The sequence below is a fragment of the Micromonospora sp. A202 genome (assembly GCF_006715105.1).
GTDB classification, from domain to species: domain Bacteria; phylum Actinomycetota; class Actinomycetes; order Mycobacteriales; family Micromonosporaceae; genus Micromonospora; species Micromonospora zamorensis.
The window spans coordinates 4,698,833-4,721,448 of the sequence record NZ_VFMP01000001.1; the positions used below are offsets into that span (position 1 = coordinate 4,698,833).

Below are 22,616 nucleotides of genomic sequence, written 5' to 3' on the forward strand. Positions count from 1 at the left end.
TGGCCCTCAGGGGCGCCAGCCGGTCTGCTCGGCCCACTGCTCCGCCCGCAGGTACTCCTCGTCGAACCACGGGTCGCGGGCCGTGCCCGAATCGCCAGCCTCCGGTGCGGCGTCGACCAGGTCCCTCTTGAGCAGCAGGTATGCGGCCCGCTGATCCGGGTCGGCCCGCAGGTGGTCGCGCATCAGCAGCGCGTACCGCCAGCCCGGCGAATCGGCCACCCGCACGTGCAGGCGAACCGGGCGGGCCGGGTCCGCGCTGCCGTGCAACCTCTTCTCCCACCGACCGCTGCCGGCCGGGCGTGGGTCGTCCCACCAGTGCCCCGGCACCCGGGGGAACCCGGCGTTCGCCAGCCGGTCGACCAGCGCCCCGTCGGCGTCGACGAGGCTGCGCACGGCCACCTGCACGTCGATGACGTCCTGGGCGGCGAGGCCAGGCAACGCGGTCGAGCCGATGTGGTCGATCCGCAGGGCGTCCGAGCCGAGCGTGTGCCGGATCCGGGCGGCCAGCCGCTCGTACTGCTCCGGCCAGCTCGCGTCGGTCCCCGCCGGGTCGACCCGGCCCGGCAGGACCACCCGCCGCTCGCGCAGATTGTCCTCGTAGGGCAGCAGCCGCTGCCGCCAGAGCTCGTCGACGGCGTCGTGCAGATCCGCCAGGCTGCCGTCGTTGGTCAGCACCACGTCCGCGGCGGCCCGTCGACGGGCGTCGTCGGCCTGGGCGGCGATCCGCCGCTCCGCCTCCGCGCGATCCATCCCCCGGTCGCGCGCCAGCCGCTCCAGTCGGGTCGTCACGGCCGTCTGCACCACGATCACCAGGTGGTACGTGGGCGCGAGCCCCACCTCGACCAGCAGCGGCACGTCGTTGACGACGATCGCGCCGGGTGCCGCCGCAGCGGCCAGCTCTGCGGTGCGAGCCCGAACCCGGGGGTGGGTGATCGACTCCAGCCGACGGCGGGCCTTCTCGTCGGCGAACACCACAGCGCCCAGCGCGACACGGTCCAGCGCACCATCGTCGTCCAACACCGCGTCGGAGAAAGCCGTAACGATCTCGGCCAGTCCCTCGGTGCCCGGCGCCACGACCTCCCGGGCCACCTGGTCGGCGTCGATGAGCACCGCGCCCCGCTCGACCAGCCTCGCGGCCACCGCGCTCTTTCCCGACCCAATCCCGCCGGTCAACCCCACTCTCAGCACCCGACCAGTCAACCGGATCCCCGAGCCCGTCGCCAAACCCGCCGCCATCGTCCCGACCGACCCGGCCCTGCCCGCCTCGTCTCGGACCGGGCTCGCCTCGGACCGGGCTCGCCTCGGACCGGGCTCGTCGAGAGGTCCGGGCTGCTCCCACAACGAGCGGGCCTCACCCACGGCGAAGGCCCCGCCCCCAGCGATCCGAAGATCGCGAGGACGGGGCCCGTCGTCGTTCAGCGGGTCACTTACCGCCGGCGAGCTTCTCCCGCAGTGCGGCGAGCGCCTCGTCGGTGGCCAGCGTGCCGGCCGGCTCCTCGGCCTGCCGGCTCGGGGCCGGGCTGGACGAGGAGGTGGTGCCACCGCCACCGCCGCCACCGGCAGCGGCCGGGACGACCGGAGTCGGGTTGGCAGCGGCCTCGGCGTCGGCGGCCCGAGAGGTCTGCACCTGCTTGGTGTGGGCCTCCCAGCGCAGACGAGCCTCGGCGTACTGGTTCTCCCAGGTCTCGCGCTGCTTGTCGTACCCCTCGAGCCACTCGCCCGTCTCCGGGTCGAAGCCCTCCGGGTAGATGTAGTTGCCCTCGGTGTCGTACGTCGCGGCCATGCCGTAGAGGGTCGGGTCGAAGTGCTCCTCGCCCTCGACGAAGCCCTCGTTGGCCTGCTTGAGCGACAGCGAGATCCGGCGGCGCTCCAGGTCGATGTCGATGACCTTGACCATGACCTCGGAGCCAACCTGGACGACCTGCTCCGGGATCTCCACGTGGCGCTCGGCCAGCTCGGAGATGTGGACCAGGCCCTCGATGCCGTCGTCCACGCGGACGAACGCACCGAACGGAACCAGCTTGGTGACCTTACCCGGCACGATCTGCTGGATCGCGTGGGTGCGGGCGAACTGCCGCCACGGGTCTTCCTGGGTCGCCTTCAGCGACAGCGAGACCCGCTCGCGGTCCAGGTCGACGTCCAGGACCTCGACCTCGACCTCCTGGCCGACCTCGACAACCTCGGACGGGTGGTCGATGTGCTTCCAGGACAGCTCGGAGACGTGCACCAGACCGTCGACGCCGCCAAGGTCCACGAAGGCACCGAAGTTGACGATCGAGGACACGACGCCCTTGCGGACCTGGCCCTTCTGCAGCTTGTTGAGGAACTCGGTGCGCACCTCGGACTGCGTCTGCTCCAGCCAGGCCCGGCGGGACAGGACCACGTTGTTGCGGTTCTTGTCCAGCTCGATGATCTTGGCCTCGAGCTCACGCCCGACGTACGGCTGCAGGTCGCGCACACGACGCATCTCGACCAGGGACGCGGGCAGGAAGCCCCGCAGCCCGATGTCGAGGATGAGGCCGCCCTTGACCACCTCGATGACCGAACCGCGGACGACGCCGTCCTCGTCCTTGATCTTCTCGATCGTGCCCCAGGCCCGCTCGTACTGTGCCCGCTTCTTGGAGAGGATCAGACGACCCTCCTTGTCCTCCTTCTGGAGGACCAGGGCCTCGATGTGGTCGCCAACCGTCACAACCTCGGCGGGGTCCACGTCGTGCTTGATCGACAACTCCCGAGAGGGAATGACACCCTCGGTCTTGTAGCCGATGTCGAGCAGGACCTCGTCCCGATCGACCTTGACGACGGTTCCTTCGACAATGTCGCCGTCGTTGAAGTACTTGATGGTCTCGTCGATCGCGGCGAGGAATGCCTCCTCGGAACCGAGATCGTCGTGGGTGACCCGGGTGGCGCTCGAGGGGGCCTCGATGCTGCTCGTCATGTGGGCGGTTGCTCCGGTCGGTGGGTTGTCACAGCAGGCTGGTGTCGCAGTGACCTGTTCGCGCCAGCGGATCCGCCGCCGGGCACACCGAACGATCGCCTAGTGAGATCATGATGTGGCTCCGACGACCGCGTACCTGCTCCCTGCCGAGGCAACGCGATCCGCGAGCGCATCGTCTAGCCTACCGTGCGCATTACCACAGCGTGCAAGCCCTCCCGGCTTCTCTCCGTGCGGTGACCTGCGAAAGGCGAACAATCGCCCGTAAACGGCCTCTCCTGTCTCGTGCGTCACAGCAGCCCCAGCCGTCGCATCATCCAGCGGACATGTGCTCCGCGTGATCGACCCGGTTTCCTGAACATCGGCGTGTCCCACCGGCCCGGACACCGCGACTTCACCGAACCCGAGTCGATCAGGCGTCACCGCGCGAGGAGTCGCAGGATCTCGGACGCGCCGCCGTACCGAACGGGGCGATGGGGCCTAGCGTGAGCGCCGTGGATGACGACAGCCGGGTCACCCGGCGCCGGGTGGGTGACGCCGAGGCCCGGCGGGCCAACCGCGGCTGGTGGGACACCGACGCCGACGACTACCAGGCCGAGCACGGCGCGTTCCTCGGCGACGTGGACTTCGTCTGGTGTCCGGAAGGGCTGCGCGAGGCCGACGCCCGGCTGCTGGGTGACCTGTCCGGGCGGCGGGTGCTGGAGGTTGGTTGCGGCGCGGCGGCCGCTGCCCGCTGGCTCGCCACCCAGGGTGCCCGGCCGGTCGCCTTCGACCTGTCCGCCGGCATGTTGCGGCACGCCGCCAAGGCCGCCGACGACACCGGGGTACGCGTACCGCTGGTGCAGGCCGACGCCCTCGCCCTGCCGTTCGCCGACCGCTCGTTCGACCTCGCCTGCACAGCGTTCGGGGCGATCCCGTTCGTGGACGACTCGGCGGCCCTGCACGCCGAGGTGCACCGGGTGCTGCGCCCCGGGGGGCGGTGGGTGTTCTCGGTGACCCACCCGATGCGCTGGATCTTCCTCGACGACCCGGGTGCGGGCGGGTTGACGGCCGTCCACTCATACTTCGACCGCTCCCCCTACGTGGAGCAGGACGAGTCCGGCGTGGCCACCTACGTCGAGCAGCACCGCACCCTCGGCGACCGGATCCGTGAGCTGGTCGGCGCCGGGTTCCGACTGCTGGACCTGGTGGAGCCGGAGTGGCCGGAGGGGCACGAGGGGATCTGGGGGCAGTGGAGCCCGCTGCGCGGTCGGCTCTTCCCTGGTACCGCCATCTTCGTCACCGAGAAGCCCGCCGACTGAACGCGCCGCCGTGATCGAGTTGATCCAACCGTTCGGCATCAGGCTGCCGGGCCGGCCGGTCGTTTCGCCCCACCCGTGTCGGGTAGCCGAGGAGCATGGCCGAACAGAGATTCCACCAGGGCGACCATGTCTCCTGGTCGGCCCACGGCAGCCGCGCGTACGGCGTGGTGCAGGGCACGATCACCGAGCGGACACGGATCCGCGGGCGAGCCGTGAACGCGGCCCCCGATGACCCGCAGTACCGGGTCCGCAGTGACGGAACGGGCCGCGACGTGGCCCACCGCCCTGAGGCGCTGCGTCATGAGCAAGGCTGACGACCCCGGCCGGGACACCTACCGGGAGTTCACCGAGGCGGTGAACATGAAGCCCGGCGAGCTGTCCACATGGCTAGAAACCGACGAGTCGAAGCAGGTTGGCTGGCACAAGGGCGGCCGTTCCGGTGGCGGCGAGTCCGTCGGCCACGAGTCCGGCCGGAAGATCATCAACCTGTTGCGTCGTAAACGCGGCGACCTGTCCGAGGGCGACTACAAGCACATGCGCAAGGTGGTCGGCTACGTCCGACGGCACATGGCGCAACGCCCGTCCGGCAACGTCCGCGACACCAAGTGGCGCTGGTCCCTGATGAACTGGGGCCACGACCCCCTGAAGTAGCCCGTGAGCACGCCCGAACCACGTCACTCCACGCCAAGATCCGCACAACTTCGGCGAAGTTGGTGCCTCAGACCCCCGCGACCCAGCACTTTCCCCGAAGTTGCGCGGATCTTGGGCCGGCGTCGGCGCACGGAAGCGGGCCCAGCGTGGACCTTGCGATCAAGAAAGCGGCGCCCATCGGCGCGCACGACGCGGACCTGGCGACCCGGCGTCAGCAGACGGCGACGAAAGCAGCGCGGACCTGGAGATCAAGGGCGCTGTCCACCAGGCCGAGCTGGACCGACCGCAGAGACCTCGTCGGGTTTCGGGGCAGCCCGACCCGCGCAGGGATCAAGCCTGACCGCCCGGAGCGGGTCGGGCTGCCCCGGAACCCCCAACCGCGACCAACCCCGGAGCCCAACCGCGACGAAACCCGGAACCCGAACCGCGACCGCCAAAGGCTCAGTGGTCAGCGCTGTTCCAGTCCCGCCCCTCGCCCACGGACACCTCCAACGGCACCGACAGCGGGTACGCCCCGCCCATCTCGTGCCGGACCAGTGCCTCCAGAGCCTCCCGCTCACCGGGGGCCACCTCGAAGACCAACTCGTCGTGCACCTGCAGCAGCATCCGCGAGCGCAGCCCGGCCTCGCGCAGCGCGGTGTCGACGTGCAGCATCGCCACCTTGATGATGTCGGCCGCGGAACCCTGGATCGGGGCGTTGAGCGCCATCCGCTCGGCGATGTCGCGGCGCTGCCGGTTGTCGCTGACCAGGTCGGGCAGGTAGCGGCGGCGGCCCAGGATGGTGGAGGTGTAGCCGTCCTGACGGGCCCGGGCGACCACCTGGTGCAGGTAGTCGCGCACCCCGCCGAACCCGGCGAAGTAGTTTTCCATCAGCCCGCGCGCTTCTTCGGTGTTGATCCCGAGCTGCTGGGACAGGCCGAAGGCGCTCAGCCCGTACGCCAGGCCGTAGTTCATGGCTTTGATCTTGCGGCGTTGGTCGGGGGTGACCTGGTCGAGCGGCACCCCGAAGACCGACGAGGCGGTGGTGGCGTGGAAGTCGGCGCCGGAGTTGAAGGCGTCGATCAGCGCGTCGTCCGACGACAGGTGCGCCATGATGCGCATCTCGATCTGGCTGTAGTCGGCGGTGAGCAGGCATTCGTAGCCCTCTCCCACCACGAAGGCCCGGCGGATCCGCCGGCCCTCTTCGGTGCGGATCGGGATGTTCTGCAGGTTGGGCTCGGTGGACGAGAGTCGACCGGTGGCCGCCACCGTCTGGTTGAAGGTGGTGTGGATCCGGCCGTCGTCGGAGACCGACTTGAGCAGACCGTCCACTGTCGACTTGAGCTTGGCGACGTCGCGGTGGCGCAGCAGGTGGGCCAGCACGGGGTGCGGCTGCTGCGCGTAGAGCCACTGCAGGGCGTCGGCGTCGGTGGTGTAACCCGTCTTGATCTTCTTGGTCTTCGGCAGGCCCAGCTCGGTGAAGAGGATCTCCTGCAGCTGCTTGGGCGAGCCGAGGTTGAACTCCCGGCCCACCGCCTCGTACGCGCCCTGAGCGGCGGCCTTCACCTCGGCGGCGAAGTGCGCCTCCAACTCGGACAGATAATGCGTGTCGGCGGCGATGCCGGTGCTCTCCATGCCGGCCAGCACCCGCATCAGCGGCAGCTCGACCCCGGCCATCAGGCGGGCGGACTGCTCGCCGTCGCGGGACAGCTCGGCGTCGATCGCGTCGGCCAGGTCGAGGGTGGCCCGGGCCTGGAGCATCAGGTTCTGCTCGACCACACCCTCGTCGCCCAGCCCGTCGAGGGTGAGCTGGCCGGACTCCGGGACGTCGACGCGCAGCTCCCGGTGCAGGTAGCGCAGCGCCAGGTCGGTCAGGTCGTAGGACCGCTGGTCGGGGCGGGCCAGGTACGCGGCGATCTGGGTGTCCCGGACGATGCCGGCGAGCTGCCAGCCGTGCGCGGCGCAGGCCAGCACGGCCGGCTTGCTGTCGTGCAGCACCTTGGGGCGCTGCTCGTCGGCCAACCAGCTGGCCAGGGCGCCCTCGTCGGTCGGGTCGAGCGTTGCCGGGTCGACCCAGGCCGCCGCACCGCCGGCGGTGGCCAGCGCGAGACCGGTGATCGAGGCGGTGTGCCGGCGGTTGGGGCCGGTGTCGAGCTTGACCGCCAAACCGACGGGGGTGCCGGTCGGCGCGTGCGTGGTCAGCCAGCCGGCCAGCGTGCCGGGCTCGGTGAGCACCTCGCCGGTGAGGTCGAACCCGGACTCGGCTTCCGGCTCGACCGCCTCCAGGTACTGGTAGAGGCGGTCACGCAGGATGCGGAACTCCAGGGTGTCGAAGACCTGGTGCACGGCCTCCCGGTCCCAACCGGTCCACCGGGCGTCCTCCGGGCGCAGCGGCAGCTCCAGGTCGGAGACCAGGCAGTTGATCTCGTAGTTGCGGATCACGTCGGCGAGCCGCTCGCGCAGGCTGTCGCCGGCCTTGCCCTTGATCTCGTCGGCGCGGGCGATAACCCCCTCCACGCCGCCATACGTGATGATCCACTTGGCTGCGGTCTTCGGGCCGACGCCGGGGATGCCGGGCAGGTTGTCGCTGGTCTCGCCGACGAGCGCGGCGAGGTCCCGGTACTGCTGTGGCGGAACGCCGTATTTCGCCTCGATCGCCGCCGGGTCCATCCGGGCCAGGTCGGAGACGCCCTTGCGCGGGTAGAGGACGGTGATCTGGTCGTCGACCAACTGGAACGCGTCCCGGTCGCCGCTGCTGATCAGCACCGTCATGCCCTGGTCGCGGGCCTGGCAGGCGAGCGTGGCGATGACGTCGTCGGCCTCGAAGCCCTCTTTCTCCACCACTGGGATCTGGAGCGCGGCCAGGACCTCCTTGACCAGGCTGACCTGCCCCTTGAAGTCGGTCGGGGTCTCGCTGCGGCCGGCCTTGTACTCCGCGTACTTGTCGGTGCGGAAGGAATGGCGGGAGACGTCGAAGGCGACGACGATGTGGGTGGGCTGCTCGTCGCGCAGGACGTTGATCAGCATCGAGGTGAAGCCGTAGACCGCGTTGGTCGGCTGACCCGTCGTGGTGGAGAAGTTTTCCACAGGCAGGGCGAAGAAAGCCCTGTATGCCATGGAATGTCCGTCGACGAGGAGCAGGCGCGGCGTCGTAGCTGTCACGGCAGCGACTCTAGCCCGTCGCACCGACATCCCTGGCCGGCGGCACCGGGTGACACGACGCCGAAACGGCGTCCGGCCCGAACGCCGACGGCCGGCCACCCCGTGCAGGGGTGACCGGCCGTCGCTCGGATGGCTCAGGCCACGCCGAGGTACGCCTCCTTGACCGACGGATCGTGCAGCAGGTCCTGACCGGACCCCTCCTTGACGATCCGACCGGTCTCCAGCACATAGCCGCGGTGTGCCCGCGACAACGCCTGCTGGGCGTTCTGCTCCACCAGCAGGATGGTGGTGCCCTGCTGGTTGATCTCCGTGATGATGTCGAAGATCTGCCGGATCACCAGCGGGGCCAGACCCATCGACGGCTCGTCGAGCAGCAGCAGCTTCGGACGGCTCATCAACGCCCGGCCGACCGCGAGCATCTGCTGCTCGCCGCCGGAGAGCGTGCCGCCGGCCTGCTTGCGCCGCTCGGCCAGCCGCGGGAAGAGGGTCAGCACCCGCTCCAGATCGGCGGCGATGCCGGCGGAGTCCCGCCGGGTGTACGCCCCCATGTCCAGGTTCTCCATCACCGTCATACCCGGGAAGATCTGCCGCCCCTCCGGCGACTGACACAGCCCCCGGACCACCCGCAGGTCGGCCCGGAGCTTGCTGATGTCCTCACCATTGAAGGTGATCTTCCCGTTGGCGAGCGACCGGGTCCCGGAGATGGCCCGCATCGTGGTGGTCTTACCGGCGCCGTTCGCGCCGATCAGGGCCACCACCTCACCCTCGTTCACGGTGAGGCTGATGCCGTGCAGCGCCTCGATCCGGCCGTACGCGACGGCGACGTTCTCGAGCTCAAGCAGCGTCATCGGCTGGCTCCCCCAGGTATGCGGCGATCACCTTCGGATCGCGGCTGACCTCCGCGGGCGCACCCTCGGCGATCTTGCGGCCGAACTCCAGCACCACGATCCGGTCGGTGACACCCATGACCAGCCGCATGTCGTGCTCGATGAGCAGCACGGTCAGGCCCATGTCACGGATGTTGCGGATCAGGGAGAGGAGCTCCTCCTTCTCCGCCGGGTTGAAGCCGGCAGCCGGCTCGTCCAGGCAGATCAGCTTCGGCTCGGTGGCCAGCGCGCGGGCGATCTCCAACCGGCGCTGGTAGCCGTACGGCAGGTTGCGTGCCTCGTCGTTGGCCCGGTCGGCGATGCCGACGAAGCGCAACAGCTCGAGCGCCTTGGCCTCGGCGGCCCGCTCCTCGAGGATGTGCCGGGACAACCCGAACGTCTTGGCGAACGTCCGGCGAATCTCCTGCCACGACCGCTGGATGCCCGACTCGGCGGTGACCTGCGGCAACTCGTGCTGCTTTGGCCTGCGCCGAGGCAACCGGAAGAGCGCCCCGGGCACGCTGGTCTTGTGCCGGGAGTCGGTGCCGACCATGACGTTCTCCAGCGCCGTCATCTCCGGGAAGAGACGGATGTTCTGGAACGTCCGGGAGATGCCCAGCTGGCTGATCTGGTGCGGCTTGCGGCCGGTCACCTGCTGGCCCTGGAACCGGACCGCTCCGGAGGTCGGCTTGTAGACCCCCGTCATCACGTTGAAGCTGGTGGTCTTGCCGGCGCCGTTGGGCCCGATGAGACCGAGGATCTCGCCCTCGTAGATCTTGAAATTGATCTTGTCGAGGGCCACCACGCCGCCGAAGCGGAGCGTGACGTCGTCGACTTCGAGCAGTACCGACCGGGGCCCCGGCTGGGCCGGGATCTTCGGCGCGGACGTGCTGGTGATCTGGTCAGACATGAGCAGGCGCCTCCTCTGCCTCGGCCGCGCGGTCCTTCAACTCACGGGCCCGCCGCCGGCTGGGGATCAGGCCCTGCGGACGCAGGATCATCACCAGCACCATGGCCAACCCGAAGACCAGCCACCGGTAGTCGGCGAAGTCGCGGAACCGCTCCGGCAGGTACGCCAGCAGGACCGCGCCGAGCGAGACGCCGATCATGTTGCCGGAACCGCCGACCACGACCATGGCGACGAAGAGGATCGAGAGGTTCGCGTTGAACTGGGTCGGGTCGATGAACGCGTTACGGCTGCCGAAGAGGAAGCCCGACAGGCCACCGAGCGCCGCGCCCATGGCGAACGCCCACAGCTTGAACTTGAACGGATACACGCCCATCACCGCGGCGGCGTCCTCGTCCTCGCGGACCGCTAGCCACGCGCGACCGACCCGGCTGTGCTCCAGCCGGCGAACCAGGATCACCATCAGCAGTACGAAGGTGATCGCCAGCCAGTACCAGGGCTTCGCGTCGATCAGACCGAAGACCTTGTTGTCCGCCGACGGCGGACCCTCCGGACCCGGAATGGCCGAGATACCGACCGGACCGTTGGTGACGCCGGTGGCGTTGCGGGCGACGATGCGGATGATCTCACCGAAGCCGAGCGTCACGATGGCCAGGTAGTCACCGCGCAACCGAAGCGTCGGCCAACCCAGCAGCACACCGGAGATCATCGTCAGCACGATCGCGAGCAGGAGACAGATCCCCCAGGTCACCGCCCAGGTCGGCGGCAGGTTGAACTCCTGCTGGATCCACTTCACGACCGGCGAGTTCACCGAGCCGAAGAGCGCCACGCTGTACGCGCCGATGGCGAAGAAGCCGATGTAGCCGAGGTCGAGCAGGCCGGCGAGGCCGACCACCACGTTCAGACCGATCGCGACAAGCACGTAGATGGCGCAGATGAAGAGCACACCCGCCCAGTTGTTGCCGCCCTCGATCGAGTCGGTGCGCAGGTTGTTCAGACCGGGGATCATGAGACCACCGGGCAGCTTGCCCAGGTACGGCAGGTGGTAGACGAAGACGAGCAGAGCCACCACACCGATGGCCTTCTGCCACTTCGGCAGGGCCTGCCAACGGTCGCTGACCGAGGTCAACAAACCGACCCGGCGGCGGTCTGCGGAGCGAATCTTGTCGATCATGCGCGGGCCCTCCCGAGCGACTCACCCAACAGGCCGGTGGGCCGGAACATCAGCACCACGATCAGCACCACGAAGGCGATGACGTCCTCCCAGTTGGACGCGAAGAGCGTCGCGCCGTAGACCTCGACGATGCCGAGGAAGAGGCCACCCAGCAGCGCACCGCGCAGGTTGCCGATGCCGCCGAGGACCGCTGCGGTGAACGCCTTCAGGCCGAGCACGAAGCCGATGCTGTTCTGCGTGAAGCCGAACCGCATGCTCCACAACAGCGCGGCGGCGCCGGCCATGATGCCTCCGAGCACGAAGATCAGCATGATCACGCGCTCCTGGTTGACGCCCATCAGCGCGGCGGTTTCCGGGTTCTGGGCCACGGCCCGCACACCCCGGCCGTACCGGGTGCGATTGATGAACCAGTCCAGCACCGCCATCATGGCCACGGCCGCGACGAAGACGATGAGCTGGATGTTCGTGATCGCCGTGTTGCCGATGGTGAAGAGGGTCTCCTGCTGGATGATCGTCGGCATACCGACGATCTGCCGCGGCCGGCCGAACACATCCGGCAGGGCGCCACCAAGCAGCTTGGGCAGGACCTGCCCGAACAGCTCCACGAAGACCAGCGACAGACCGATCGCGGTGATCAGGAAGATCAGCGGCGGCGCGTTCTTGCGTCGCAACGGCCGGTACGCGATCCGTTCGAGCGCCAGGGCCGTGCCGCCGGAGGCGACCGCCGCGACGACCAGACCGAGCACCAGGAACAGGATCGCCTGGCCGATAGGCGGGTTATTTTGCACCCCGAGCTGGTTCCAGAGGATCAGCACCGCGAAGGTACCGACCATGAACACCTCGGAGTGCGCGAAGTTGATCAGGCGAAGAACGCCGTAGACGAGGGTGTAGCCGAGGGCGATCAGGGCGTAGATCGCACCCTTGGACAGGCCGTCGACCGTGTGCTGGCCGAGATGGCCGATCAGTTCATCGAAATGCACCGGGGGTCTCCTTGAATCGAGTGCGGCCGGGGTGAAACACCCCGGCCGCACTCCATTGCGTGGGGCGTCAGCTGAGCTTGAGCTCCTGCAGCGCTTCGATGGCCTCGCCCTTGATCTGGTAGGCCCAGATGACGACCTTCGACGGGTCGACGTCACCCTTGGAGTCGAACTTGATGTACTTCGACACACCCTGCTTGTCGTACGACTTCACGAACGCCAGGATGTCCTCACGGCTCTTCTTGCCAGCCTTGAAGGCGTCCAGGTAGATGGTGGCGCCGTCGAAGCCTTCCGCACCGTAGGAGCCCGGCGGGATGCCGAACTTCTTCTGGTAGTCGGCGGAGAAGGTGCCGCCGGCCTTGTCAGCCGGGAGGCACGGGCAGGTGATGATCGCGCCCTCGGCACCGCCGGAGGCACCCTTCGGGAACGCCGTGTCGTAGAGACCGTCCGGACCGACGAACTTGGCGTTGACGCCAGCGGCACGCATCTGCTTCACCAGCGGGGCGGCCTCACGGGTGTAGCCGCCGTAGAAGACGAAGTCAGCCTGCGAAGACTTGATCTTCGAGACGGTGGCGTCGAACTGCGTCTGCCGCTCCTGGATCTTGTCCTTGTTCACGACCAGCGGGCCGAGCTGCTTGCCCAGCTCGTCGGTGATACCGGCGCCGTAGGCGCTGGCGTCATCGACCATGAAGACCTTCTGCGCGTTCTGGGTCTTCAGGTAGCTCGCCACCGCACCGGCCTGCGTGCTGTCGTTGCCGACCACGCGGTAGAAGGACGTGTTGCCCTTCTGGGTCAGGTCGGTCCGGGTCGCCGACGGGCTGACCATCGCCAGGCTAGCGGCCTGGTAGATCGGCATCGTCGCGTCCGACTCACCGGAGAAGTGACCACCGATGACACCGAGGAACGAGTTGTCCCCCGCGATCTGGTTCGCGAACGGGGTCGCCACCGCAGGGTCACCCTGGGTGTCGAACTCCTGCATGGTGACCTTGCAGTCCGCGTTCGCCGCGTTGAACTGCTCCACGGCGAGCTTCGCGCCGTTCAGCGACGGGATCACCAGACCCGCGTTGTCACCCGTGAACGCGCCGAAGATCGCGATCTTGCCACCGCAGTCACCGGACGCGGTTCCACCCTCGCTGCCACCCGAATCCTGGCAACCAGCCGCGACCACCAGGGTCGCGGCGAGCGCAACGGTGCCCAGCGCCCGTACATAGCTTCGCCTCACGGCTTCAGACCTCCTCCAGATGCGGACGCGGCTGACCCGTTGCGACGGCGACAGCAGCAGACCGCAATTCCACCCACCCCGCAGGGACTGCCCCTGCGTTACGGCTCGTGATGGCGGAGCGTACCGACACCGCATACCGTCCCGGAAGACCTGAACGCTGGGTCTGCGAAACCGTTACGAAGACGTGGGCAATCATGTCGATGTCCGTAACAGGTGAATCCGCCGGACGGTCCTTAAACCCACGCCCGGTCGCAGTCCGCCCGGACCCGCCCGGACCGGGCACTGCTGCCGAAAAAGCCGATTGACCTGCGGAAACGTCTCAGCGGACCGCAACCGGACCCGTGCACCACGTGAACGTCGGCGTTCAGACGCCCACACCGGCCGCCCACCACAGCCCGGCCCGCGTCCCATCGTCGGCCGCCAACCACCACCGGTCACCCACCGCCACCAGCGTCACGTCCCGATCAACACCGGCCGGCACATCGAGCGGCGCCGTGACCTCCCGCCACGACCCACCCCGGTCCGACGACACCCACACCGAGTGCCGCGCCCCGTCCGTCACCGCGGCGAACAACCGATCCCCGGACGACACCAGCGACGTCACACTCTGCACCCCGGCCCCGGCCCGCCGCCCGAACGTCCCGGCGGACACCCAACTCTCCGCCTCCTGCCGCCAGGCGCCGAACACCGCCCCACGCAGACCGACCGCCACCGGCACCCCGCCGACCAGCACCACCCGCTGCAACTCCTCGTACTCCGAACCGCCCGGCAGCACGGTGCGCCGCCACGACCGCCCGTCCGGTGACGACCAGACCGCCGGGTCACGGTCGATCCGGCCGGCCGGCAGAAGGCCGCCCACCGCCAACCAGCCCGACGACGTCGCCACCGAGTCGAACGCCCAGGTCACCCCCACCGCGTCACTCGCCAGCTCCGGCGCACCCTCGACCAGCGCGAACTCCGCCGCGTCCGGCGACGACACCCAGGAGGCCGCGCCCGCCGAACGGTTACCGACGATCAACCAGCCCTGCGCACCCGCCGTCAGGCGGGAAACGTTCACCGCCGTCGGCCCGCCGTACGTCTCGAACGACGCCTGCACCTCGACCAGCGCACCGTCGGCCACCTGCCGCCAGGTGCTCACCCGCGGGTAGCCGTGCGCGCCACCGACCTTCGCGCCGATCAGCGCCGCCTTCCCGTCCCGGCAGGCCACCGACAGGAACACGTTCTGCCGACCGTAGAAGGACTCCGCGCGAACCGGCAGCAGCGTCCAGGTCGTACCGTCCACACTGGTCCAGGCCGCCGGACGCGTGCCGCCCTCGGCGTCGACGACGCCACCGACCACGAACCACCGATCCGCGCACGACGCCGCGTCACGTATCAGTGGACGCCCCGCACCGCCCGGCGGCGCCGGCAGCGTCAGCGGCTGCCAAGCCGGCCGCAACGCCGGCGCGGCGGGCGTCGCCGACCCCGCGCCGTCGGGCGCGGTCGACCCGTCGCACCCGGCAAGCACCAGCGTGAAGAGGCCGAACACCGCGATCACCCGTCGGACGGACATCCGCCGATGCTAACCATCGGAGGCCGCTCACGGCGGCCCACACGGCCCGTTGTCGCGCGAAGCGCTCAGACGGTCGGCTGCTGCGACACCTCGCCGCCAGCGGTCTCCGCGAGGATCCGCTCGGCGACCTCCTTCATGGTCATCCGGTGGTCCATCGCCGTGCGCTGGATCCACTTGAACGCCTGCGGCTCGGTCATGCCGTACGTGGTCATCAGCGCGCCCTTGGCGCGCTCCACCGCCTTGCGGATCTCCAGACGGTCGGTCAGGCTCGCGACCTCGGCCTCCAGGGCCGCGACCTCGGAGTAGCGCGACAGCGCGATCTCCACCGCCGGGACCAGGTCACTCTTCTGGAAGGGCTTCACGAGGTACGCCATCGCGCCCGCCGCCCGCGCCCGCTCCACCAGATCACGCTGGCTGAACGCGGTCAGGATGATCACCGGTGCGATCCGGGCACCGGCGATGCGCTCGGCGGCGGCCAGCCCATCCATGATCGGCATCTTGATGTCGAGGATGACCAGGTCGGGCTTCAACTCCTCGGCGAGGCGAACGGCGGTCTCGCCGTCGCCGGCCTCCCCCACCACCTCGTAACCCTCTTCGACCAGCATCTCGGCGAGGTCCAGCCGGATCAGCGCCTCGTCCTCGGCGATCAGTACGCGCCTGCGCTCGGTATCCGTCGGCATCTCAGCCACCAGCCCTACCCCCACCAGTTCGAACGCGTCACCCGCCCAGCCGGGTGTCACCGCCCTCAGCGTAGTAGGTAACCTATGGGAGGCCACCAGAGCATGCGGCCAAGCGTCCCCGTATTCCAACCGGCAGAGAAGCGGAGCTCAAACCTCCGACAGTGTGGGTTCGAATCCCACCGGGGGCACCAAAAGTGTCGTACGCCTGTTCCAAAATCGTGTTGTGCACCCACCTGAACTGCGCCTACAGGCCCGCGCCCTCCGCGCTCACGGACACAACATTCACGCAGTAGCTCGCACGCTCTCCCTGCCATACGCGACGGTCTGGCACTGGTGCGTCGATCGACCCGAACCGGTGAAGCGCGGCACTGAGCTACGGTGCTTCCGATGCCGGCCGGATGTCGAGAATCCGACGGAGCCCGCCGCCTATGCCTACCTGCTCGGTCTCTACCTGGGCGACGGTCATCTGGCCATGTCACCAAAGGTCCCGGTGCTCCGAATCGCTTGCACGGCCATCTATCCGAATCTCACCGACGCGTGCGAGGCCGCCATGCTCGCGGTGCTCGCCGCGCGTGTGCAGAGGATCCCCAAGCAGGGCTGCATCTCGATCGAGAGCAGTGGGGCGCACTGGCCGTGCCTGCTCCCGCAGCACGGCCCCGGCAAGAAGCACGAGCGCCCGATCGTCCTGGCCGACTGGCAGCGACCGATTCTGGAAAACCACCCCGGCGACTTCCTGCGTGGCCTGTTCCACTCCGACGGCTGCCGCGTCGCCAACCGGGTCACAGTGCGCGGCAGGGCGTACGTCTACCCGCGGTACATGTTCGTCAACGAGTCGGCCGACATCATGCGGCTGTGCCAGTGGGGCCTCGACCTGCTGGCCATCGACTGGCGGATGAACCGGCGCAACTCGCTCTCGGTGGCGCGACGGGGCGCGGTCGCCGCGTTGGACCGGCACGTGGGCCCGAAGTCCTGACCGCAGCCCGCGCGGATCACGCCGACCGTGGGAGCCTGGCCGCCAGGCGGCAGCGGGATCGACGACAGGGGTGGGAACTGATGCGCGTGGTCATCTTCGGTGCGACCGGCATGGTCGGCCAGGGCGTGTTGCGGGAGTGCCTGCTCGCCGACGACGTGCGGGAGGTGCTGACTGTCGGTCGCCGGTCGACCGGTCGGCAGGACCCGAAGCTGCGGGAGCTCACGGTCGCGGACGTGGGTGAGTTGGCTGCGGTGCGCGCCGAGTTGACCGGTGTGGACGCGTGTTTCTACTGCCTGGGCGTGTCCTCGCTGGGTCTGGACGAGGCGGCGTACACGCGGGTGAGCTACGACTACCCGCTCGCGGCGGCACGGTTGTTGGCGGAGGTGAGCCCGGAGGTCACGTTCGTCTACGTGTCGGGCCAGGGCACCGATTCGTCGGGTCGGGGTCGGGTGATGTGGGCGCGGGTCAAGGGTCGGGCCGAGAACGCGATCATCGAGTTGCTGCCCAACGGCTACGCGGCGCGTCCCGGTTTCATCCAGCCGACCTACGGGGCGGTGTCGAAGACCCGGTTGTACCGGTTCGGGTACGCAGTCGCGCGGCCGCTCTTTCCGGTGTTGCGTCGGTTGCTGCCGAACCAGGTCACCACCACCGACGGGATCGGTCGGGCGATGCTGCGGGTGGCTCGGCAGGGCTCGTCGCGTCGGGTGTTGGGCAACCGCGAGCTGCGCTGACCGGGCCCGTCAGGCGATCGTGTCGAGGGCCTGGGCGAGGTCGGCGCGCAGGTCTTCGGGGTCTTCGAGACCGACCGAGAGCCGCAGCAGGGCGGCGACGGGTTTCGCGTCGCCCTCGACGGGTCGGTGGGTGAGCGAGGCGGGGTGCTGGATGAGGGTGTCGACGCCGCCGAGGGAGACGGCGTGGGTGATGAGGCGGCAGGCGCTGGTGACGGCGGCGGCGGCGGGTGCGCCGCCGCGTACCTCGAAGGCGAGCAGGCTGCCGGGTCCGGCCATCTGCCGGCCGACCAGCGCCGCCGGGTCGTACACCGAGGGGTGGTGCACCCGGTGTACGGCCGGGTGGTCGGCGAGCCAGCCGGCGAGTTTCTCGGCGCTGGCCTGTTGGGCGCGGACCCGCAGCGGCAGGGTCTGCAGGCCGCGGTGCAGCAGGTAGCCGCCGAGTGGGTGCAGGATCGCGCCGGTGACCGCGCGGACCTGGCGTAGTCGCGCGGCCCAGTCGGCGTCGCAGGCGACGACGCCGGCGAGCACGTCGCCGTGCCCGCCGATGCTCTTGGTGGCGCTGTGCAGGACGAGGGTGGCGCCGTGTCGGGCGGGTTGTTGCAGTACGGGGGTGGCGACGGTGTTGTCGACGAGCAGCGGGACGTCGCCGGCCGCGGCGGCGAGGGCGGCGATGTCGACCAGGTCGAGGGTGGGGTTGGCGGGTGTCTCGACGATGATCAGCGCGGTGTCGGGGCGGATGGCGGCGGCGACCTCGTCGGGGCGTGCCCAGGTGACTGTGGTGCCGAGCAGGCCGGTGGCGAGGACGTGGTCGGTTCCGCCGTAGAGGGGCCGGACGGCGACGACGTGCCGGCGGTCGTCGCGGGCGGCGGCGAGCAGGGTGGCGGTGAGGGCGGCCATGCCGCTGGCGAAGGCGACGGCCTGGGCGGTGCCCTCCAGTTCGGCGAGGGCGGTTTCGAAGCGGGCGACGGTGGGGTTCCAGAGCCGTTGGTAGACGGCGCCGCCCTCGGCGGGGAGGGTGCCGCCGGTGGCGAGCTGCTCGTACGCGGCGCCGCCGTCGTCGACCGAGGGCAGTGGGTTGGTGGTCGACAGGTCGATGGGTGGCACGTGCACGCCGAGGGCGCGTAGGTCGTCGCGGCCGGCGTGTACGGCCCGGGTGTCCACCGTCATCATGCCGGTAGCGTCGAACATCTACCGCCTGGTGGGCAATGGTTCGGCAGATCATTCTGTCGATCGGCTTGGTTTTGGTGGCGGATTCGGGCGATGATGGCGGTATGCCTCCTGAGCCGAACGATGTGCGGCCGTATCCGGCCCTGGACGAGGTGGACCGCGCGATCCTGAGCGAGCTGGCCGCTGACGGTCGTCTGCCGAACAACGCCCTCGCCGAGCGGGTGGGGGTGGCGCCGTCGACGTGTCTGACGCGTACGCGGGCGCTGCGCGAGCGTGGCGCGATCCGTGGTTTCCACGCCGAGGTGGATCCGGCCGCGCTCGGCCTGCCGTTGCAGGCGTTGGTGTCGGTGCGGCTGACGGCGCACGAGCGGGCGGCGGTGGACGCGTTCCGGGCCCGGTCGGTGCGACTGCCGGGGGTGGTGTCGGTGTTCCATGTGGCCGGCGCGGAGGATTACGTGCTGCACGTGCGGGCGGCGTCCGGTGACGCGTTGCGGGACTTCGTGCTGGACCATCTGGCGGTCGACCCGGTGGTGCAGCACACCCAGACCAGTCTGATCTTCGAGCAGGCGCGCGGAATGGGCTGAGCAGCGGGTGAGCTGGCCGACGAAAACCCGCGTGGCGGAACAAAGCCGCCCATTGACGGGTTGGTTGACCTTGTGATCACCGTACCGTTGTCTGTTCTTGATCTTGCCCCGGTCGCCAAGGGCACCTCCGCTGGCGCGGCGTTGCAGGCCACCACCGAGCTGGCCCGACGCACCGAGGAGCTGGGCTACCACCGGTTCTGGGTGGCCGAGCACCACAACATGCCGGCGATCGCCAGCTCCGCGCCCGCGGTGCTGCTGGCGCACCTGGCCGCGAACACCTCGACGATCCGCCTCGGGTCGGGTGGGGTGATGCTGCCCAACCACGCGCCGCTGGTGGTGGCCGAGCAGTTCGGCACCCTGGAGGCGCTGCACCCCGGTCGCATCGACCTCGGCATCGGCCGGGCGCCGGGCACCGACCAGGTGACCGCGCTGGCGTTGCGGCGCACCATGGAGGGCCTGTCGGCGGAGGGCTTCCCCCGCGAGCTGGCGGACCTGATGAACTACTTCAGCGGGGAGAAGCCGGGGCAGATCATCGCCACGCCGGGTCACGGTGAGCAGCCGGCCGTGTGGCTGCTGGGTTCCAGCGGTTTCAGCGCCCAACTCGCCGGTCTGCTCGGCCTGCCGTTCTCGTTCGCGCACCACTTCAGCTCGGCGAACACCCTGCCTGCGCTGGCCCTGTACCGGCAGAACTTCCGGCCGTCGCAGTGGTTGGACAAGCCGTACGCGATGGTGGCGGTCAACGCGGTGTGCGCGGAGACCGACGAGCGGGCCGAGTGGCTGACGGGGCCCAGCGCGTTGTCGTTCCTGAAGTTGCGCTCGGGCCGGCCGGAGCCGCTGTCGACGCCGGAGGAGGCGGCGGCGTACCCGTACTCGGAGTTCGAGAGGGAGTTCGTCCTGCAACGCCGCGACGGTCAGGCGATGGGTTCGCCGGAGACGGTGCGCCGACAGCTGACCGAGTTGATCGAGCGCACCGGCGCGGACGAGCTGATGCTGACCACGCTCGTGTACGACGTCGAGGACCGGGTGCGGTCGTACGAGTTGATTGCCGAGCAGGTGGCGGGCGGTCTGCACCGGGCGGCGTGAAACACGATCTTCACGTCAGCGTCACCAGGCCGACCCGGACGGTGCCTAATGTTGGTGCCGGTGGTGGTACGGGATTCTCGGTCGGGACGGGTCGAGAATGCCGCGGTGTGGCGCACCGGGCCGGAGCTGAGCGGATTCCGCGGCTGCGGCCCGGTGCCTGCCACCCTAGGCGGCCCCGTTCGGGACCACCAGGGGTCAGATCAGCGTAGGTAGATGTTCGGGGTGGGTGGGTCGGCCATCCCGTTGCCGATGAAGAACCCCGGGTGTGGCGGTTGGTTGTAGGCGGTGTTCTGCCACGCGATCGCCACCCGATACTGCGGGTCGTGCATCAGGGTGTGGATCCGGGTGCTGGTCGGTGTGGGCGTGCTGTAGATGCGCAACGCCCGACTGTCGGTGGTTCGCCAGATCACCTCCTCACGCCAGTCGCCCAGGATGTCGCCGGAGAGCGCCGGGGTGGACTTGGTGCCGTTGTTGGACGCCACCCCACTGCCGGTGAGCAGCCGGGTGTCGCCACCGGTGCCGTACTTGTCGATCTTCGTGGCGTCGACCAGTTCCCGCACCGGGTCACCGTCCCACCAGGCGAGGAAGTTCGCCGACGACGGCTTGCGGCCGACGTTCTGCCCCCGGGTGTTGGCCAGCCCGGTGGCCGCCGACGACCAGGACTCGGCGCCGGGGCTGCCGGCCCAGATGTCCGCGGAGACTCCCCGGCCGTTGTCGCCGGAGGCCGGCGTGGACCAGAGGACCTGACCGGTACGGGCGTCGGCGAAGTAGGAGCTGGGCTTGCTGGCGTCCTCGTCGACCTTGAACACCTCCAGGCCGGCACGGCCCGGGTCGAGGTCCCCGACGTGCATGGCGTCGCCGTGCCCGTTGCCGGTGGAGTGCAGCAGCCAGCCGTTGTCGTCGATGGTGGCGGCCCCGTAGACGATCTCCTGCCGGCCGTCGGAGTCGACGTCGGCGACGGAGAGCTGGTGGTTGCCCTGCCCGGCGGCGGCACCGTTGCCGGAGGCGTTCGAGTCGAACGTCCAGCGCTTGCGCAGCGTGCCGTCGCGGAAGTCCCAGGCGGCGATCACCGCTCGGGTGTAGTAACCCCTGGCCATGATCAGGGAGGGGCGCTGCCCGTCGAGGTAGGCGGTGCCGGCGAGGAACCGGTCCACCCGGTTGCCGTACGAGTCGCCCCAGGAGGAGACGGTGCCGCGCGGCGGGTCGTAGTTGACGGTGGAGAGCACCGCGCCGGTCTGCCCGTTGAACATGGTCAGGTACTCCGGACCGGACAGCACGTAGCCGCTGGAGTTGCGGTGGTCCGCCGACGACGAGCCGATGACCTGGCCGGTGCCGGAGCGGGTGCCGTCGGCGGTCTTCATGGCCACCTCGGCGCGGCCGTCACCGTCGTAGTCGTACACCTGGAACTGGGTGTAGTGGGCGCCGGCGCGGATGTTGCGGCCCAGGTCGACGCGCCACAACCGGGTGCCGCCGAGGGTGTACGCGTCGACGAGGACGTTGCCGGTGTAGCCGGACTGGGAATTGTCCTTGGCGTTGGACGGCTCCCACTTGAGCACGATCTCGTAGCTGCCATCGCCGTTGAGGTCACCCACCGAGGCGTCGCTGGCGCTGTAGCTGTAACTCTCACCGCTGGGGGTGCTGCCGCCGGCCGGGACCTGCAACGGCACATCCAGGTAGCCCGCGCCGAACTGCAACGCCGGTGCCGACGCCGCCTGCTCGGCGCCGCCCACCACGGCCCGCACGGTGTACGCCGAGCCGGCCGCCGCGCCGCTGTCGAGGTAGTTGGTGGCGCCGGTGATCGGGCTGGCGTTGACCTTTGTCGCCCCCCGGTAGAGGTTGAACGCGACCCCGGAGGTCTCGGTGCCGAGCAGCCGCCAGGAGACCAGGTTGCCGCTTCCGGAGCGGACACTGATCAACCCGCGGTCCAGGTTCTCCATCTGCAACACGCCAGCCGACGGCGGCGGAGTGGTCGGCGGTGGCGTGGTCGGGGGTGGGGTGGTCGGGGGCGGCGTGGTCGGTTCGCCGGTGGGTGGGGCGCCGGTGCAGGTGGTGCCGTTGAGCGCGAAGCTGCCCGGCACCGGGTTGCTGCCGGTCCACGAACCGTTGAAGCCGAACGTGGCGGTGCCGTTGGTCGCGATGGCGGCGTTGTGGTCGACGTTGCGGGCGGTGACCTGGGCACCGGACTGGGTGACGGCGGCGTTCCACGCCTGGGTGACCTGTTGCCCGGCGGCGTACGACCAGGCGAGGGCCCACCCGTTGACCGGGTCGCCGAGGTTGGTGACGGTGACGTTGGCGCCGAAACCGCCCTGCCACTGGTTGGTGATCTGGTAGTCGACCCGGCAGCCGACGGCGGCGGCCGAAGCGGCGACCGTGCCGAGGGTGCCGGCCACGACGGCGGCGGCCGTCGTACCGGCGAGCAGGATCAGCCGATGTCTGGACGGGTGCATGGACTGCCTCCGGGGATCCGGTGATGATCGCTGCGGCCCACTGACCCTGCCCGGGAAGCACAGTGGACCGGCCCGGCCGCGACTGCGGCGGACGGCGATCTGATCGGGGTTGAACGCCCTGGAACTCACGGATCCGGCTCACCGCGCATCGTAAGGCAAGCGCTTTCCGGTACGCAACATCGACGACCGTCGTTCCTTTCCGGGTCTTGCCCCGACAAGCGCCAC

Annotated in this window: 18 protein-coding genes, 1 tRNA gene and 1 pseudogene; 8 read left to right on the forward strand and 12 right to left on the reverse strand. The window is 69.6% G+C overall.

The annotated features are described in order from the left end of the window. Positions 1–6 precede the first annotated feature (6 nt). Both coaE and rpsA read right to left on the reverse strand, forming a co-directional pair. Entirely contained in the window at positions 7–1,188 is a 1,182-nt protein-coding gene (gene coaE / locus FBZ33_RS21575; protein ID WP_141910463.1) for a dephospho-CoA kinase, read from the reverse strand. 235 nt (positions 1,189–1,423) lie between these two features. Continuing rightward, a complete protein-coding gene (rpsA, locus tag FBZ33_RS21580) occupies positions 1,424–2,938 on the reverse strand; it encodes a 30S ribosomal protein S1 (RefSeq protein WP_141910464.1) in 1,515 nt (504 codons plus the stop codon). A gap of 470 nt (positions 2,939–3,408) precedes the next feature. Between rpsA and FBZ33_RS21585 the strand changes: the two genes are divergently transcribed. The 3 genes and pseudogenes from FBZ33_RS21585 to FBZ33_RS21595 form a co-directional block, all read left to right on the forward strand. Beyond that, positions 3,409–4,236, forward strand: coding sequence for a class I SAM-dependent methyltransferase (locus FBZ33_RS21585; RefSeq protein WP_141910465.1), 828 nt, complete (start codon positions 3,409–3,411; stop codon positions 4,234–4,236). Between the two features lie 95 nt (positions 4,237–4,331). Beyond that, the gene (locus FBZ33_RS21590) at positions 4,332–4,550 is read left to right on the forward strand and encodes a DUF2945 domain-containing protein (RefSeq protein WP_141910466.1); all 219 of its coding nucleotides are present in this window, start codon (positions 4,332–4,334) and stop codon (positions 4,548–4,550) included. Continuing rightward, positions 4,537–4,884 (forward strand): annotated as a pseudogene (locus FBZ33_RS21595) (DUF3140 domain-containing protein); the annotation flags it as partial. The gene FBZ33_RS21590 and the pseudogene FBZ33_RS21595, both read left to right, overlap by 14 nt. A gap of 444 nt (positions 4,885–5,328) precedes the next feature. Here the strand turns inward: FBZ33_RS21595 and polA are convergent. From polA to FBZ33_RS21635, 8 genes are all read right to left on the reverse strand, one after another. Then, positions 5,329–8,028 carry a DNA polymerase I gene (gene polA / locus FBZ33_RS21600; RefSeq protein WP_141910467.1) on the reverse strand — a complete coding sequence of 900 codons (2,700 nt, stop codon included), beginning with the start codon at positions 8,026–8,028 and terminating at the stop codon, positions 5,329–5,331. Between the two features lie 134 nt (positions 8,029–8,162). Beyond that, positions 8,163–8,876: an ABC transporter ATP-binding protein gene (locus FBZ33_RS21605; RefSeq protein WP_141910468.1), complete on the reverse strand. Its 714-nt coding sequence runs from the start codon at positions 8,874–8,876 to the stop codon at positions 8,163–8,165. After that, positions 8,863–9,804, reverse strand: a complete 942-nt coding sequence (locus FBZ33_RS21610) for an ABC transporter ATP-binding protein (protein WP_141910469.1) — start codon at positions 9,802–9,804, stop codon at positions 8,863–8,865. Before FBZ33_RS21610 ends, FBZ33_RS21605 begins: the two co-directional genes overlap by 14 nt. Beyond that, on the reverse strand, positions 9,797–10,975 hold the full coding sequence (locus FBZ33_RS21615; protein ID WP_088949293.1) for a branched-chain amino acid ABC transporter permease: 1,179 nt from the start codon (positions 10,973–10,975) through the stop codon (positions 9,797–9,799). Before FBZ33_RS21615 ends, FBZ33_RS21610 begins: the two co-directional genes overlap by 8 nt. After that, positions 10,972–11,955 carry a branched-chain amino acid ABC transporter permease gene (locus FBZ33_RS21620; protein ID WP_099855879.1) on the reverse strand — a complete coding sequence of 328 codons (984 nt, stop codon included), beginning with the start codon at positions 11,953–11,955 and terminating at the stop codon, positions 10,972–10,974. Before FBZ33_RS21620 ends, FBZ33_RS21615 begins: the two co-directional genes overlap by 4 nt. Before the next feature lie 67 nt (positions 11,956–12,022). Next, positions 12,023–13,174, reverse strand: a complete 1,152-nt coding sequence (locus FBZ33_RS21625) for a branched-chain amino acid ABC transporter substrate-binding protein (protein ID WP_141910470.1) — start codon at positions 13,172–13,174, stop codon at positions 12,023–12,025. Positions 13,175–13,538: 364 nt separating this feature from the next. Next, positions 13,539–14,726, reverse strand: coding sequence for a hypothetical protein (locus FBZ33_RS21630; protein ID WP_141910471.1), 1,188 nt, complete (start codon positions 14,724–14,726; stop codon positions 13,539–13,541). A 65-nt stretch (positions 14,727–14,791) separates the two neighbouring features. After that, entirely contained in the window at positions 14,792–15,415 is a 624-nt protein-coding gene (locus FBZ33_RS21635; protein ID WP_088951901.1) for an ANTAR domain-containing response regulator, read from the reverse strand. Positions 15,416–15,520: 105 nt separating this feature from the next. Between FBZ33_RS21635 and FBZ33_RS21640 the strand changes: the two genes are divergently transcribed. The 3 genes from FBZ33_RS21640 to FBZ33_RS21650 all read left to right on the forward strand — a co-directional run bounded on the left by FBZ33_RS21640 (position 15,521) and on the right by FBZ33_RS21650 (position 17,110). Continuing rightward, positions 15,521–15,597: transfer RNA gene (locus FBZ33_RS21640), tRNA-Leu, on the forward strand. A 299-nt stretch (positions 15,598–15,896) separates the two neighbouring features. Then, positions 15,897–16,379, forward strand: a complete 483-nt coding sequence (locus FBZ33_RS33470) for a hypothetical protein (RefSeq protein WP_255509002.1) — start codon at positions 15,897–15,899, stop codon at positions 16,377–16,379. 80 nt (positions 16,380–16,459) lie between these two features. Further along, entirely contained in the window at positions 16,460–17,110 is a 651-nt protein-coding gene (locus tag FBZ33_RS21650) for an NAD-dependent epimerase/dehydratase family protein (RefSeq protein WP_141910473.1), read from the forward strand. Positions 17,111–17,119: 9 nt separating this feature from the next. On the opposite strand, the gene FBZ33_RS21655 is transcribed toward FBZ33_RS21650, so the two are convergent. Continuing rightward, positions 17,120–18,298: a PLP-dependent aspartate aminotransferase family protein gene (locus tag FBZ33_RS21655; RefSeq protein ID WP_141910474.1), complete on the reverse strand. Its 1,179-nt coding sequence runs from the start codon at positions 18,296–18,298 to the stop codon at positions 17,120–17,122. A gap of 83 nt (positions 18,299–18,381) precedes the next feature. On the opposite strand from FBZ33_RS21655, the gene FBZ33_RS21660 reads away from it, so the two are divergent. Both FBZ33_RS21660 and FBZ33_RS21665 read left to right on the forward strand, forming a co-directional pair. Continuing rightward, complete coding sequence (locus FBZ33_RS21660) at positions 18,382–18,861, forward strand: Lrp/AsnC family transcriptional regulator (RefSeq protein WP_088949299.1); 480 nt, start codon at positions 18,382–18,384, stop codon at positions 18,859–18,861. A 72-nt stretch (positions 18,862–18,933) separates the two neighbouring features. Then, the gene (locus FBZ33_RS21665) at positions 18,934–19,944 is read left to right on the forward strand and encodes an LLM class flavin-dependent oxidoreductase (RefSeq protein WP_185755375.1); all 1,011 of its coding nucleotides are present in this window, start codon (positions 18,934–18,936) and stop codon (positions 19,942–19,944) included. Between the two features lie 200 nt (positions 19,945–20,144). On the opposite strand, the gene FBZ33_RS21670 is transcribed toward FBZ33_RS21665, so the two are convergent. Next, complete coding sequence (locus FBZ33_RS21670; RefSeq protein ID WP_141910476.1) at positions 20,145–22,391, reverse strand: cellulose binding domain-containing protein; 2,247 nt, start codon at positions 22,389–22,391, stop codon at positions 20,145–20,147. Between the last annotated feature and the right edge of the window lie 225 nt (positions 22,392–22,616).

Coding starts and splice junctions, on each gene's coding strand:
- rpsA (WP_141910464.1), bottom strand. CDS start 2,938: ATGACGAGCAGCATCGAGGCCCCCTCGAGCGCCACCCGGGTCACCCAC.
- FBZ33_RS21585 (WP_141910465.1), top strand. CDS start 3,409: ATGGGGCCTAGCGTGAGCGCCGTGGATGACGACAGCCGGGTCACCCGG.
- FBZ33_RS21590 (WP_141910466.1), top strand. CDS start 4,332: ATGGCCGAACAGAGATTCCACCAGGGCGACCATGTCTCCTGGTCGGCC.
- FBZ33_RS21605 (WP_141910468.1), bottom strand. CDS start 8,876: ATGACGCTGCTTGAGCTCGAGAACGTCGCCGTCGCGTACGGCCGGATC.
- FBZ33_RS21610 (WP_141910469.1), bottom strand. CDS start 9,804: ATGTCTGACCAGATCACCAGCACGTCCGCGCCGAAGATCCCGGCCCAG.
- FBZ33_RS21615 (WP_088949293.1), bottom strand. CDS start 10,975: ATGATCGACAAGATTCGCTCCGCAGACCGCCGCCGGGTCGGTTTGTTG.
- FBZ33_RS21630 (WP_141910471.1), bottom strand. CDS start 14,726: ATGTCCGTCCGACGGGTGATCGCGGTGTTCGGCCTCTTCACGCTGGTG.
- FBZ33_RS21650 (WP_141910473.1), top strand. CDS start 16,460: ATGCGCGTGGTCATCTTCGGTGCGACCGGCATGGTCGGCCAGGGCGTG.
- FBZ33_RS21655 (WP_141910474.1), bottom strand. CDS start 18,298: ATGTTCGACGCTACCGGCATGATGACGGTGGACACCCGGGCCGTACAC.
- FBZ33_RS21660 (WP_088949299.1), top strand. CDS start 18,382: ATGCCTCCTGAGCCGAACGATGTGCGGCCGTATCCGGCCCTGGACGAG.
- FBZ33_RS21670 (WP_141910476.1), bottom strand. CDS start 22,391: ATGCACCCGTCCAGACATCGGCTGATCCTGCTCGCCGGTACGACGGCC.